The following is a 14147-nucleotide window of genomic DNA, read 5'->3' on the forward strand; positions in this document are numbered from 1 at the left end:
TCAATGACGGGTAACGATTTCATGCAACGCCTGGCTTCGCGGCGTGTTTCCCTGACGCTTATCCTGATGCTCCTCTGCATATGCGTCATCGGCGCATTGGTCCCCCAGAAGTCGACCCTTGAGCCGGAGAGCTATGCCGCATGGGTCGCAGCCGGAGGGGTCCACAATCTCTGGCTGAAGCTCGGATTTACCCACATTTTTTCAACCTGGTATTTTCTCGCGGTCATGATCCTCTTCTTCGCCAGCACCCTCGCTGCGACGATAATGCGCGCCCGGGGCCTGCTGAGACGGGAGAAGCCGGAGCCGAGCGCCGCAGCCATGGTGGGGGAGCCCTTTTCGACAACGGTTTCCGGCGTACCGCTGGAAAAGTTGAAATTGCGGGTTTCGGGCTTTTCCTGGCACGAAGGGCTCTGTGCCGACGGCAGATACCTTGCCGGCACACGCTTCGGGATCGCACGGTGGTCCGTCGTGTCGCTCCACCTGTCGTTGCTGTTGCTCATCCTCGGCGTTCTCGCGAGCCACGCCACCTATTTTCGCGGCTATATGAAGCTGGGAGTGGGGCAGAGTGAACAACTTGACGAATCGGGCTTTTTCCAGCAGGACAGGGGGATGTTTGCCCCGGCTCTCCCGCAAGGGCTCAAGATCACGCTTCTTTCCTTCGACAACCGGTATCGGGAAGCGGGTTATCTCCCCGACATTGCGGCGGATTTTCTGCTGGAAGGCGCAGTCGGCGGCCCCCTCAGGACGAGGCTCCTTCGCTCCGGGACAGTATCCTACGGTGGGCTCGACCTCTATCTCTCCGTCCGTCGTGGCTTCGGGGTCATCCTCCACACGGTGCGCCGGGACGGGGGGCGGGCATCGGGCTACGTTAATTTCAACTTTCCCGAGGGGGGGAAAACTCCCCGGGTCCAGGCCGAAATACCCGGTTCCGATGCGCAGGTTGACGTGGAGTTCCTCTCCCGCAATCGCAGGTACGACGACCTGGCCGGGATTGCAACACCGGCAATCCGGATGAGGTTCATGCGAAACGGAGGCGTCGTTGCCGAGCGACTCCTTCGTCCCGGTGAGGGAACGGTAGTGGAAGGGATCAGCTATACGTTCGGGAAGATAGACTACTGGTGCGACATCGCCGCCACGCGTGATCCCGGCATTTATCTCCTTTACGCCGGCTTTGCCGCCGCCGCCCTGACCCTGGTCCTTTTTGCGTTCTTTCCGACCGCGGAAATCCGGCTTCTGGAGGCAGGGGGGACGGACTCCGTTCATGTCGCTGTCCGGTGCGAGCGGTTCAGGTCGGTGGCCGAGCGGATCCTCGAACAAATCACGGAGGAAAGAACCTAATGGACGTCATCTTTTTCTGGATAGCGACAACACTTTATGCCCTGTCGTCGGTGCTGTACCTGATCCACTTCATCTTCGACAAAAAGTGGGGCGAGAAGGGGGCAGCGGCGTTGGCGGCAGGGGGGATCGTGCCCCACGTGGCTGCCGTCGCCATGCGCTGGGTGCAGGCCGGACACGGTCCCTACATCACCCGTTACGAGGTTTTTTCATCCGATGCGCTCATCGCGGTTGCAGTCTTTCTCGCGGCCGGCCTTTTGTACCGGAAGATCAGGGTCGCGGGGGCGATCGTCATGAGCGGAGCCTTTCTGATGATGGGATACGGTGCCCTGTCGGTGGATACCAAGGCTGCGGCGCCGATCACCTTCAAGAGTTGGTGGCTGGTCATCCACATCCTGTTCGGCAAGGTTATCACCGGAGCCATGCTGATTGCGGGGGCGCTTGCCGTCTTCTATCTCTTGAAGAGCAAACGGCCCGAACGCTGGCCAAGACTTCCTGACGTGGCCTCGCTCGACGACCTCTCGTACCGCTTTCTGTCACTGGGCTTCTGCGCTCTGGGGCTGATGATCGTCGCCGGTTCCATCTGGGCGAACAGCGCATGGGGGCGATACTGGGGGTGGGATCCCATCGAAACGTGGTCTCTCATCTCCTGGATAACCGTCGGCGCCATACTCCACCTGCGTCGTCTCCACGGGTGGCGTGGCAGAAGGATGGCCTGGCTCACCATTGCGGCACTTCTTCTCGCCATATTCACCGCCTTCCTTATCACCATTGTCAGCCCCGGCATTCACAGCAGTTACATGGTCAAATAGTGTATTCACCCAGCGTTGGCACGTGGGAAGCTTTACAATGTGCCATCCGATCGTCGGTTGTAAGGGGCGCGGAAAGGTGTGCCACGGCCGTTCGGCAGATGTTCTAAGTTCATAATAGTTGAGTATATTCTTTCTTCTCCCCCGTCCTCTCCACCGTCAATAACAATTTCTGTTCCTCCCTTATTTAAATATGAAAAATTTATTATATTAATGTTGTTAAATAGTTGCGCATTGGCGCCGCTTTTTCCTGACATTGGTACCGCTCTTGCTGCCAGGTAATTGGACGTTACCGCTCCGTCGCTTTATGTGTAGGGCGCTGGAGGTATAACCGTAAGCATTCAAGCGTGTTAACCTGTGATGGGCTGTAAACGGATTCCAGCCTTTGAGGCCGAATTAACAGTGGTTTGACAGGCTGGTGTCATAATTTTCCTTTTTTTGAACGTCTGGACGTTGTTGTGCTCATCATGATTTGACGTGGGGGAAGTCATGGGTACGGAGAATAGAACGAAACGAACCTCTGGTGCAGTACCAGTGCTGGTTGCCTTTGCGGCTTCGATGGCGCTGGTTCTCTTCGTTTTGTGCGGTACGACCCCTGTCCACGCCGGAACCATCACCAGCTGTTCCGGCTGTCACGGCATGCCGCCGGCGGACGCCGCCTTCCGCAACATCTCCACCGGCGGTTTTGCCGGCAATCACGGCACCCATCTCAGCTCTCCCGCCAGTGCCGGCGACTGTACCAGGTGCCACAATAATTCCGGGTATCTCAACAGCCACCGGGACGGCAAAATTCAGATGGCACCCAATATCAATACCTCGCCGGCTTCCGGCGGCGGCCTGTACAAGGTATCCGGATCGGCAGTCACCTTCAGGAACCAGACGTCCATTCCGGTCCCCGGGTCATGCAGCAATGTCAACTGCCACTTCGAGGCGGCAACTCCCCTGTGGGGCTCCACGGCGTTCACCTCTCCGGCCGACTGCAATAAATGTCACGGCGCCCCGCCAAACGGCGGAACATCGGGCGCGGCCGGCAGCCACTCCCGGCACGACCAGTACTATGCCGGCGCCGCCAACTGCCAGAAATGCCATTCTAACAATACGACCTTCCAGCATGCCACCAGCGCGGGGCATCGCAATCTGAACATCAGCTTCTCCGCCGCCCCCAACAATGGCAGCGGCGCCTATTCCGGCCCCCTCAACGATTACCTGCCGAGCCAGACCAATGGGTTCGGCACCTGCACCAGCCTCTACTGCCACAGTAACGGCCAGAAAAGCATGGGCAACTTCTCCACCGTCACCGTCCCGACCTGGGGAACCCCCCTGCCGGCCAACTGCACGGGGTGCCACAGGTCCAACAACGCCTCCGGCAACGCCATGGCCACCGGCAGCCATAAACGGCACGTGGGTACTGATTCGCAAGGTTATTCAAATAATATAGCTTGTGCAAAGTGCCATGCCGCCACGGTCAACGGCACCATGGCCATTGCGGACACCACCGCCCACGTCAACGCCAAGGTCAACATCAAATTCAACAGCCTCACCACTGCCGTCAACGGCACCTATGGGGGCCAGGCGACCCCCTTTGCCAAGGACCCCGGCACCGCCTACGGGCAGTGCAACAATGTCTACTGCCATTCAAACGTCCAGAACGACGGGGGGGTCGGCATAACCTACCGGCAGCCCACGTGGGGTAATGCGGCAAGCGGCACCTGCGGCACCTGTCACGGCGGCGGCAACCACTTTATGGAGGCTGATATTGCGACCGGCAGCCATACCAAGCATCTGTCATCGACAGCGACTCCCTATACCATGGCGACACGCTGCATAGTCTGTCACAACGTCGGCGGATTGCCGTTCAACGGCAGCTGCAACAATTCGTGCCATAGCGGACTATCGCGGCACACCGACGGGAAGATAGACCTTGCGTTCCCGTCCAATTTCGGCGCTACGGCGGTCTACAATGGCAACCCGAGGCCGGGCAACGGCTACAGCACCTGCTCCAATGTCAACTGTCACTACAGCACTACCACCCCGGCCTGGGGAACATCGACACCCATCAACTGCCTCGGCTGCCACACCCTTGCCGTGCTGCTGGCAAGCGGCGCCCATGCCAAGCATATCAGCGCCACCGCCTCGCCGACCATGTACAACTACACCGCCAACCGCTCCACGGCGACGGAATACGACTTCGGCTGCTCCAACTGTCATCCGGTCACCGCAACGGGCAATCACTACAACAGCGTTATTGATGTGACCCTCAAGAAGGATGAGGCCGGTGTGGGCTCCCTGCGCGCCAAGAACAGCGCAACAGCGGTCGGCATCAACGTCGCCAACAGCGGCATCACCGGCACGACCAAAGTCAGCATCAGGTGCTCGATGGCCTACTGCCACAGTAACGGCAACGCCGCAGGCCTGGTCTACGCCACCACGCCGGACTGGTACGGCGGCAGCTTCACCGGCGACCGCTGCGCCAACTGCCACGGCAACGCCCCCAACACCACCATTGCCGGTTCCAAGTCCCACTACAACAACCGCTTCCTCGGCTACACCAGCAACCCGGGGGGCCACCAGATTGCAATCCATGCCATGGGGATCTACAGCAGTCCGAGCGGCCTGGCCAAGGCGGGCACCGGCAGTGACAGCAGCCACGGCAATGCCGCCACATCAACAACCATCGGCTGTAACATCTGCCATTACCTGACGGTCACCGCCGACCGCAACGATGACAACTTCGTCTGCAAGACCTGCCACTATGCCGGCAACAGCGTGGGGGCCCTGGCCGGAAACCCAGCTGTCATTGCCGACAGGTCGAAGCACGTCAACGGCACGGTTGATGTGGCGTTCAAGCCGGTTGCCGTGCTATCCAAGGCGCAGATGCGGTCGATCTACTTCACATCATACAGCGGCACCTTCAAGCGCAACGGCGGGTACAAGACCTCCGGCGCGTACGACTCCGCCAAGGCAGCGCTCAACACGGCAACCATGTGGGACGGCGGCAGCAAGACCTGCTCCAATGTCGCCTGCCATAACAGCCAGAGCGTGAAATGGACCGATAATGACGGCGCGACAACGTGTGTCAATTGCCATAACGCCATGTAACCGGTAAGGTATGCGCTTCGTACAGGGGGGAGGTGTTTTTGCCCCTGTACGTCGTAACAAAGTAACGGACTTTCCAGCACTGAACGAGGGAACTTATATGGGAACGACAATCGCCAGGCAGATCAGGAGCATGGGGCTGCGGACTAAAATCGGCATCATTGTGATGCTGGTCGTGGGCTGTTTCCTGTATCAGATCATGTTCAAGCCGATGATTGGCGATACAGCCACCCAGACCTATTATTTCACCACTGATTCCACATCGGTGAACCTCGGCGCCGATGGCAGCACCAGCACCGCGGCGTCGCTCGGCGGCAAAATATCCATGAAGGTCGGTGTCTATGCCTTCTCCCGCAGTGTCAGCGCCGCGTCCAATACCTCCGAACAGAGGATGATCAGCGCCTATGGGCCGGTCTATGCCGCCAAGCAGACCATTAACGCGCCTGCCGTCACGATCGGCGTGAGGGACCGCAACGGCACCGCAAATGCCATTTACTGGAAGGCCTACGTCTACGCCTATAACCCGGCGGTGGCCCCCGGCACCGGCAACCCCACGGCTACCGGTGCCGCCAATAACGCGAGATTGCTCTGGACATCGGACGAGATGGAGGCCCATCCCTCGGTGCAGACGCCGCTGGACATGACCTTCACCAATCCTGCACTGCAGACCATAGATGCCGGACAGCGGATCAAGGTGGTCATCACCGCCCGCCTGGCAAGTACCGCCTCGTCGGCCCGCCTCTTCTGGGGGGGCGGAAGCAACTATTCGTTCTTTACCGTCACCGAAGCCCCCTATGTGGCTGATTCGGTTACCGTCTCAAACCTGGCCGATTACTATGCCGGCGGTCTCACCTCCGTCACCCAGGGGGACACCAATGTTCCCATGCTTAGATTCGACCTGTACACCAACGTGGCCGGGGGGGTCAACTGGTCGGGCGGGCTTCTGGATAAGATCGGCACCAATACCAGCGTCCTCAACCCCCTTCTGCCGGTGGACGAACCGGGAGACGTCTCCTTTTCGATCTACCGGGATGCCGATAATGACGGCGTCTTCGAACCCACCGACACCCTGATCGGCGGACCATACAATTTCAGCCAGTTGACCAAACAGGGGTATTCGTTGCCGACTCCGGAAGCACTTACCGCCACGCCCCGGCGCTATTTCATCACTTACACCATTCGCAAGAACGCGACCTATAACACCACTGTCGGCGCCCGCATTGTGGATGGCAGTTATTTCACCGTCGACGCCGCGGCGACGAACGGCGTGCGAAATGTGACCAGCACGTCGTCCTCAACGCCCCTCATCCAGTATGGGGGCACCCCGGTCGTCAAGAACTACGCGGCGGACTGGGATGCCGGCACGTCACTGACGAACATCGCCGAAACCGGCGGGCCGGGCTCCACAACCTCCACCTGTATTACCAGAACCACGGCAGGGTCGGCATTCCCGCTGGTCGGCCTGCTCAACTACCCCAACCACTCTTGTGCCAGTGTGGCGGGGCAGAACTACAGCAACACCAGCGGCAGCACCCAGCCGGATTTCGTCAGGCTCTATTTCAGCGGGGACGGCTACCACTCCGATATGCTGTCCATCAAGGGGCGCAGTTTTACCTACCGGCTCTATACCCCGTCAGGCGGCGGCACGGTCACCCTGCAGATGTTCTACGTCACCAGCGGGGGCGTGCGGGTTAATGCCCCGATTGCATCGACCTACAAATCCACCGGTACTCTCAGCCAGACCATTACCACCTCCCTGTCCGGTCAGGATTTTTCCAATGTCCCCCTTGGCGCCCGCCTCGGCATCCAGATCGGCGTCACCGCCAATGCGCAGATCGGCCTCGGCGGCGCGGTCGGCGCCCAACTGCAGGTGGAGGAAACGGCGGCCCTGAATGAAAACGTCGATGTGGGCGACGGTTTCCCCAGTGTCAATGCCAACGTCTATGCGGGCGACACCAGCAAGGTGATCGATTCGTTCACCTTGAGCGCTTCCAAGGCAAAGACCGTCTCTTCGATTTCGATCAAGGGCAACCCCCTGTTCAACAGCACAAATATCAAAAATGTCTGGATTTATCAGGACAACTCGACCGGCGGCATGCTTGGGGCCCTTGACGGCACCGACACCCTGATCGGGTCCACCTCCGTAATCACCGGCAACGTCGCGACGGTTTCGGTCGGCAGCCTGGCCATCGACAACAAGACCAAGCGATTCCTGGTGGTCGTCGATATCGGCGACACCCCCAACACCAACGTAATCCTGAACGCTCTGGTCAGTGACCTGGCGGTTGTCACTTCCGGCACCATCGGCGAGAACAGCGACAGTTCGTCGGCGAATCTGACGATCCTGCCGACCACGACGGTGAGCGGCGGCACTGCCGAGCCTCCCGGCGTGATCGTTCCTTCCGGCGCCGGCGCCACCAAGCTGGATGCGTTCAATCTTGCCACCAACGGCGGGGTCAACGACACGTTCTCCAGCGTCACGGTCACGCTTTCGACGACCAGCACCCTGCCCGCGGGCAAGGTCATCTCCGACTACGTTGCGCGGCTTGATATCATCAAGGCTGACGGCACTTCCTTCGGGCACCTGACTTCTCCCACCCAGGTCAATAACTGGCAGGTCACGACCACCGGCCTGGCCGCCACCACCACGCCCACCGATTATTACGTGGCCGTTACTCCCAAGGCGGGCCAGGGGATTACCTACGACGTCAAGGCCCAGGTTGTCTCGGTGGTCCACTCCAGGACGACCAACCGGCTGCTGCTGAGCGACCCGTCCAGCGCAACGGTCATCATGGACCAGCAGCCGCCGACCGACCCGACCCTGACTGTCGCCACCGGCACCTATCACAATGATATTGACCGCGCCGAGATCAACCTGAACTGGACCACCGCGACCGATACCAGCGGGAGCGCGGTCAGCTACGTTGTCGTGCGTGGCCTGGGGAATGCGCCGCCGCCACGCAATTGCACGGTGGACAACGTAAAGACCTTCCCGGTTTACTCCGGCACGGGCACATCACTTATCGACAAAAACCTGGATGAAGGCATTTCGTACGGCTACCGCGCCTGTGCGGTGGACTCGGTCAACAACGTCAGCGTGGGAACCGCCGGCAGCGCCATCGCCAGTATCAAGAACAGATGTACGGAGCTTCCCTCACTTGAGATCAATCCCAATGCCTCATACATCAAGGCCGGCAATACGCTGGGCCTGGATGTCGCCATCACCAGCAACGACACGGGCGTCTGTGCGGCAACCACCTACACGCTCTCGATAGTGGGCACCGACATCGACGACAGCAACTACACCGTCTCCACATTCAGCGGCAACAACTTCATAATCCCGACCATGGGGTCGCAGTATACGAAGCTGAACATTACCGCGAAGCCCGGCGCGGTTCAGGGGGCGGTCAAGACCTTCCAGGTGAAGGTCGCCAAGAGCTCCGGCGGAGAAACCCTGCACGCGGACCCGGTCTATGTCACGGTCAACAAATATGGCACCATGATGCACAGCAGTCTGCAACTGGGCACCACCAAGTACGGTATCTGGGGGAAGAATTACGACTGCGCCACCTGCCATTCCCCCACCGCCACCAATATCAAGCAGGTCAAAAACAGCATCGCCACCCCGACCGGTAACCGGCCGGTCGTGTTCAATATTCTCTCCACCGCTTCCAGTGCCAATGTGGCTGGTGTTTTCGGCAATGACCACAGAAGCGGGACAGCCACCACCAATGTGTGCGAAGTCTGCCACCACAATGCGCGTTTCCACCAGTACAGCTCGTCGAAGGTGACCTGGAAGGACCATAACAACAACGAAGACTGCATGAAGTGCCACTCGCACAAGCTCGGTTTCAAGACGGTGGCGCAGGCGGGGTCGTGTACCGACTGCCACGGCTATCCCCCCACCATCAAGGAGCAGCTGGTGGTGCCGACGACCAACGTGCTCTCCTCGTATGCAACCAATGCCGGCTCCCATGGCAAGCACAACGACCGCGGCCTCAAGTGCCAGGCCTGCCACAGCAACGGCAACCACCTGGTCACCGCCGTACCGGACAAAAACATCAATATGGGGTTCAAGGTCAACGGGACCAGCTTCCCCGGTTGGTTCGGCCAATACACCACCGGCATAATGCGTTCGCTGACGCCCCGTAACGGCTATACCTTTGCGACCGCCCCGGGCACGACGGTGCAGCAGGCACCCGGCACCATAATCAACTGCAATGTCTACTGCCACGGCTGGGACGGCAATGGCGGCTACAATACCGATCCGGCCTGGACCGGCATCAGCCAGGTCGGCTGCGGCTCATGCCATGCCGCCACCAACGACCAGCCCCCCACCTCCGGCAGCCACCACAAGCATGCCAGCAATGAACCCGGTTTCGGCAACGGCATTGCCTGCAGCAAGTGCCACGGTTTCCGCAATTACTCCACCAGCTCGGCCCACATCAACGGCAATGTGGAATGGGATCTCTCCACGCTGCCTCCCGGAACCTTCGGGCTGGCCCTTTACAGGGGCGTGGACAAGGGGAACACCGGCGCTCCGGCCCCCACGCCGCCGGGCAGTTACGGTTCCTGCTCCAACCTTTACTGCCACAGCAATGTCCAGAGCAACAACGGCACCGGTCCCCCGACGTCCTATTCCACCCCGACCTGGGGGGGGACGACCACCTGCAACAGTTGTCACCAGGCGCAGCCGAATGTGACCGGCGGGCATCCGCAGCATGCCGGCGCCGGCGTGACGGGCTTTGATTGCCGCATCTGCCATGGAAACGGCGGTGACGCCAACCCGCTCAACCATGCCAACGACTACATAAACTTCCAGTTCGGCGGCCTTGCCGAGAACACGCACTATTCCTACAGCTCGGCCAAGGTGCCCGGCTCCGCCTCCTATGGCACCTGCTACAACGGCAACTGCCACGGCTTGCGCCGTCCCAAGACCGGCCCGACCGCGCTGACCTGGGGCCCGGCCAATGACGCTATCCCGCTTTGCGACAAGTGCCACACTACGGATCCATCCCTCAAAAATGGCTTCTACAGCACCATGGGCCCCAACGGGACCACCTCGAACACGGACCCGTACGTTGGCGCCCACTTCCAGCATATCACCTCGATGCCGTTCAAGCTGTCGTCCCAGTACGATTGCTCCGAATGCCACAACAAGCCGACCGGCCCCTACACTCCCGGCCATATCGACTCGCAGCTGCCGGCCGAGCTGACTTTCGGCGCAACCGCATCGAGCGGCGCGGTCCTGACCGGTTACACCAGCGCCCAGCACCAGCCCGGCTACAACTACGGTGCCCACCAGTGCAGCAATATCTGGTGCCACGGCTCCGGCATGGACTCCGTCGAGGGGACCGGCCTCTACGGTTCCGCCGTGAGCGACGGAGCCACCCCCAATGCCAGCCGGATCGCCTCGCCGGTCTGGAATGCACCGTTCCTGAACGGTACCACCGCCGACTGCAACAAGTGTCACGCATCACCGCCGCCGGCACCGCTCCCCGGATACAATCACTGGGACGATGACAACAGCCGCCCCTACCAGGCCAACCAGTGCATCAATTGCCACAAGCATGTCAATGCGGCCGGCAACGGCTTCACCAAGCCGGAAATCCACGCCAACGGCGTTGTCGACAGCTGTCTGACCTGTCACGGCCTCCCGCCGACCGACAACAGCATGACCAACCCGCCGATTAATGCCCTGAGTGCCGGCATGACCGGCGCGCACCAGGGGCATTTCCTGAACCCGAATATCGGCAAGCGCTGCACTTTCTGCCACTACAACAATTCCGGCGACATGCCCAGCTACAAGCTGGAGATCGGTTTCAACGCCTTTGGCGGCAAGGTCCGCCGCGGAACGTTCTACGGCTACTCCACCCTGACCAACAGCTATTCCCAGCCGATTGTCTACTTCGCGACCATCACCAGCACCACCGTGCGGCGGACCACGAACACGGCCAAGCTCAATACCTGTGAGAACGTGTACTGCCACGGTGGCGGCTCGGGCGCGGCCCTGCCACCATTGGGGGGCGGCAGCAACACCAAGCCGGACTGGGAGCTGGGCTATACCGAGGCCACCTGCGGCAGCTGCCACGGCGTGACCGGCGAAACCTACCGGACCAGGGGGTCCCATGGCGCCCATGTGGGCACGCTCTTTGGCGAGCCGAAACTGGCCTGCTCCAACTGCCACGGCGTCAAGGAGAACAACTACCACGTGAACGGCCAAGTGGAGTGGGAGTTCTACACCTCCGCCAAGCGGATGAACCAGATTGCGGTCAACGACAGCTTTAAAGACAGCCTCGGCAATGTTGTCGTTCCCGGCTACAAAGCCGCCGGCGCCTCGTCCTTTGCGGCCAAAGGCGGCACCGGCAACCTGGCGCCCAGCGCCGCGTACGGCACCTGCCAGGTCTACTGCCACAGCGACGTTTACGATCACCAATTCAAGGCGATCACCTGGGGTAGCGGCGCCACCACCTGCAACTCCTGCCACCGGGACCAGACCTCGGCCGGCAGGTACACCGGCGCGCACCAGAAACATACCGCCAGTTCGGCCAACGGAGGCTACGGCATCGACTGCGTCATGTGCCACTACGGTTCCGGCGCCGGCAACCCGCTCCATGTGAACGGCACGGTTGACATCATCTTCAACTCGTCAGTGGTCGGTCCCAATGGCGTGTATGCACCCGGCGCCACCGAAGGGACCGGTACCTGCAAGAATATCCTCTGCCACGTTTCCGACGCAACCACCGGTCCGGCCTGGAACGGCGGATCTGCCAGCGGCAGCTATGCCACTGGCACCAACAAGCCGACCTGCATCGGCTGCCACAGCGGCGAGGTCGGCGGCCGCACCGCGGTTATCCCGCAGTTTGCCGGCGCGTCGCACCACGTCCAGGGTGTAACCATGAGCGCCACCTACTGCTACCCGTGCCATATGGAGGCAAACGCCGACGGCACCGCCAATGCCACCTACCATGACCGGACCACCGGCAAGTCGGTTGATCTGGTGCTCTATGGCAACGGCACGCGCGGCACGGTCTTCACCAGGTACACGGCCGCGGGAAGCGCTACCCGCAAGCGGACGGAATACGCCAAGATCAACAACGTCTGCATCGGCTGCCACAGCACCAAGAACAATGCCACAACGCCCTTCAGCGCCAGCGGCGATACCAGGACACCCAAGACCTATGCCTGGGACAACAGCAGCATCTTCAACCGGTACAGTTCCACCGCCACCACGCTGTGGGGCAAGGTCACCGGCAACGACACGGTGAAGAAGGGGCTTAACAAGGCCTTCTCCGCCCATGGCAATGCCAGCGGCAACCAGCGCGGCTGGGCGTTCGGCTCCTACACGGGCGGCCCGAAACACAGCAACACCAGCGGCGCCGTCAACAATGTGCTCTGCTTCGACTGCCACAACTCCCACGGCACCGTGGCCAGCGGCATCATGACCAGCTACTCCAGCGCCACGGGCCGCTACAGCGGCGGCATGCTCAAGACCACCGTCCAGGGGGTCGGCGGCTACAACTCCACCTATGCGCCGGTGGCAGGCGGCGATTCGGCCGCGCCCAACAGGAACGCCTACAACACGGGTGCGTCCCTCTGCTTCGACTGCCACAACAACAAGACGTCCAATACCTCCATGCCGTGGGGCTACAATGACACCTTCGGCTCCAACCAGCCCATCTACGGCTTCCATGACAAGCCGTACTTCGGCAACTACTCCACCTTTGCCATGACGGTCACCTATCCGTACAAGGCCAGCAACCCTGGCAACAAGGGGGGCCACTACGGCCCGTCGTCACCGCTGACCACTGCCGTCACCCAGCGGACGTTCGCGAACGGCATCAAGGACAATCCGTACTCGGCCGGGGTTTCCTCGCCCATCAACGGCCTCTGTACGCCGTGCCACGACCCCCATGGCGTCAGCAAGAACACGACCTATGTGAGCGACCGCAACTACGGCGTGCCGCTCCTCAAGGGGACCTGGGTCACCTCCCCCTACCGGCAGGATTCGGCACCGCGGAACACCAACGAAGCCCGGGGCGGCAGTACCCATTCATCGTCCTATGTGCCCATTACCGTCGGCAGCACGCCCCGGTACTTCATCGACCAGAACAGCATGCAGGCGGGAACGGTGGGCGAACCGACGACCGCCCGGTCCTGGACGTTCACCACTTCCGCCGCGACACTGCAGACCACGGCCGATACCCAGTTCGCCGGGCTCTGCACCGGCTGCCACAACAAGTCGGTGCTCAACAACACGGCGGCGGTGACCGGTGCCCCCGGTTCGACCGGAAGCTGGAAAGCCATGACCCGGATCCACAACACCGTCGATGGCTGGGCACTCACAACGGGCAGCGGCGGCAACGTGAGCAACAAAGTGCATGCCTTCACCTGCTCCAAGTGCCACACGCCCCACAACGCCCGGCTACCACGGCTCATGGTGACCAACTGCCTCGATGCCAAACATCGCGGCGGGGTGGCTGCCGGCGGGAATCCGGTGGAGTACTCGAAATGGTATCAGAGCGGGGCCGGCAAGGGACGGTTCCCTGTAGGCGGCGGCGGGTTCAAGTCCCGTGGCTCGGCGATCAACCCGGGGACCTGGTTCTTCGGCAAGTCCCAGAGCACGGTCCAGAACGCGGCGCCGGCACTGACCCTGACCACCCAGACCCAGTGCCACAACACGGCAACAGCCGGTGGCATAACCTACACCAACTACACGACGCAGCACTGGAACAACAAAACACCGTGGTAGAATGCCGGCAGACAGGCGGGGGGGAGTCCGTGGCTTGCCCCCGCCCCGGCACACAGAAAGGAGATGATCGGATGAAAAAGCGCAGCTATGTCAAGCCGAGGATCGTCGGATCGGCGAATGTTCATCCCTGCTGAGGCGGAGACCGCAAGGGGAGA

The 14147-nt window shown here is 61.1% G+C and carries 5 protein-coding genes; 4 read left to right on the forward strand and 1 reads right to left on the reverse strand.

Going from position 1 to position 14147, the window contains the following annotated elements:
* Positions 1–3: 3 nt before the first annotated feature.
* On the forward strand, positions 4–1338 hold the full coding sequence (locus tag KJB29_RS08970) for a cytochrome c biogenesis ResB family protein (protein WP_215734316.1): 1335 nt from the start codon (positions 4–6) through the stop codon (positions 1336–1338).
* Positions 1338–2147, forward strand: a complete 810-nt coding sequence (locus tag KJB29_RS08975) for a cytochrome c biogenesis protein (protein WP_215734317.1) — start codon at positions 1338–1340, stop codon at positions 2145–2147. The genes KJB29_RS08970 and KJB29_RS08975 overlap by 1 nt, the downstream gene beginning before the upstream one ends.
* Before the next feature lie 32 nt (positions 2148–2179).
* Here the strand turns inward: KJB29_RS08975 and KJB29_RS08980 are convergent, their stop codons facing one another.
* A complete protein-coding gene (locus KJB29_RS08980) occupies positions 2180–2401 on the reverse strand; it encodes a hypothetical protein (protein WP_215734318.1) in 222 nt (73 codons plus the stop codon).
* A gap of 232 nt (positions 2402–2633) precedes the next feature.
* Here KJB29_RS08980 and KJB29_RS08985 point away from each other — a divergent pair, with 232 nt between their 5' ends.
* Positions 2634–5243: a CxxxxCH/CxxCH domain c-type cytochrome gene (locus KJB29_RS08985; protein ID WP_215734319.1), complete on the forward strand. Its 2610-nt coding sequence runs from the start codon at positions 2634–2636 to the stop codon at positions 5241–5243.
* Between the two features lie 97 nt (positions 5244–5340).
* Positions 5341–13992: a CxxxxCH/CxxCH domain c-type cytochrome gene (locus tag KJB29_RS08990; protein WP_004512279.1), complete on the forward strand. Its 8652-nt coding sequence runs from the start codon at positions 5341–5343 to the stop codon at positions 13990–13992.
* Positions 13993–14147 lie beyond the last annotated feature (155 nt).

It is taken from the genome of Geobacter grbiciae (genome assembly GCF_018531165.1).
GTDB classification, from domain to species: domain Bacteria; phylum Desulfobacterota; class Desulfuromonadia; order Geobacterales; family Geobacteraceae; genus Geobacter; species Geobacter metallireducens.

Bases quoted from the DNA above. Each gene is read 5' to 3' on its own strand.
- KJB29_RS08975 (WP_215734317.1), top strand. From the start codon at position 1,338: ATGGACGTCATCTTTTTCTGGATAGCGACAACACTTTATGCCCTGTCG.
- KJB29_RS08970 (WP_215734316.1), top strand. From the start codon at position 4: ATGACGGGTAACGATTTCATGCAACGCCTGGCTTCGCGGCGTGTTTCC.
- KJB29_RS08990 (WP_004512279.1), top strand. From the start codon at position 5,341: ATGGGAACGACAATCGCCAGGCAGATCAGGAGCATGGGGCTGCGGACT.
- KJB29_RS08980 (WP_215734318.1), bottom strand. From the start codon at position 2,401: ATGTCAGGAAAAAGCGGCGCCAATGCGCAACTATTTAACAACATTAAT.
- KJB29_RS08985 (WP_215734319.1), top strand. From the start codon at position 2,634: ATGGGTACGGAGAATAGAACGAAACGAACCTCTGGTGCAGTACCAGTG.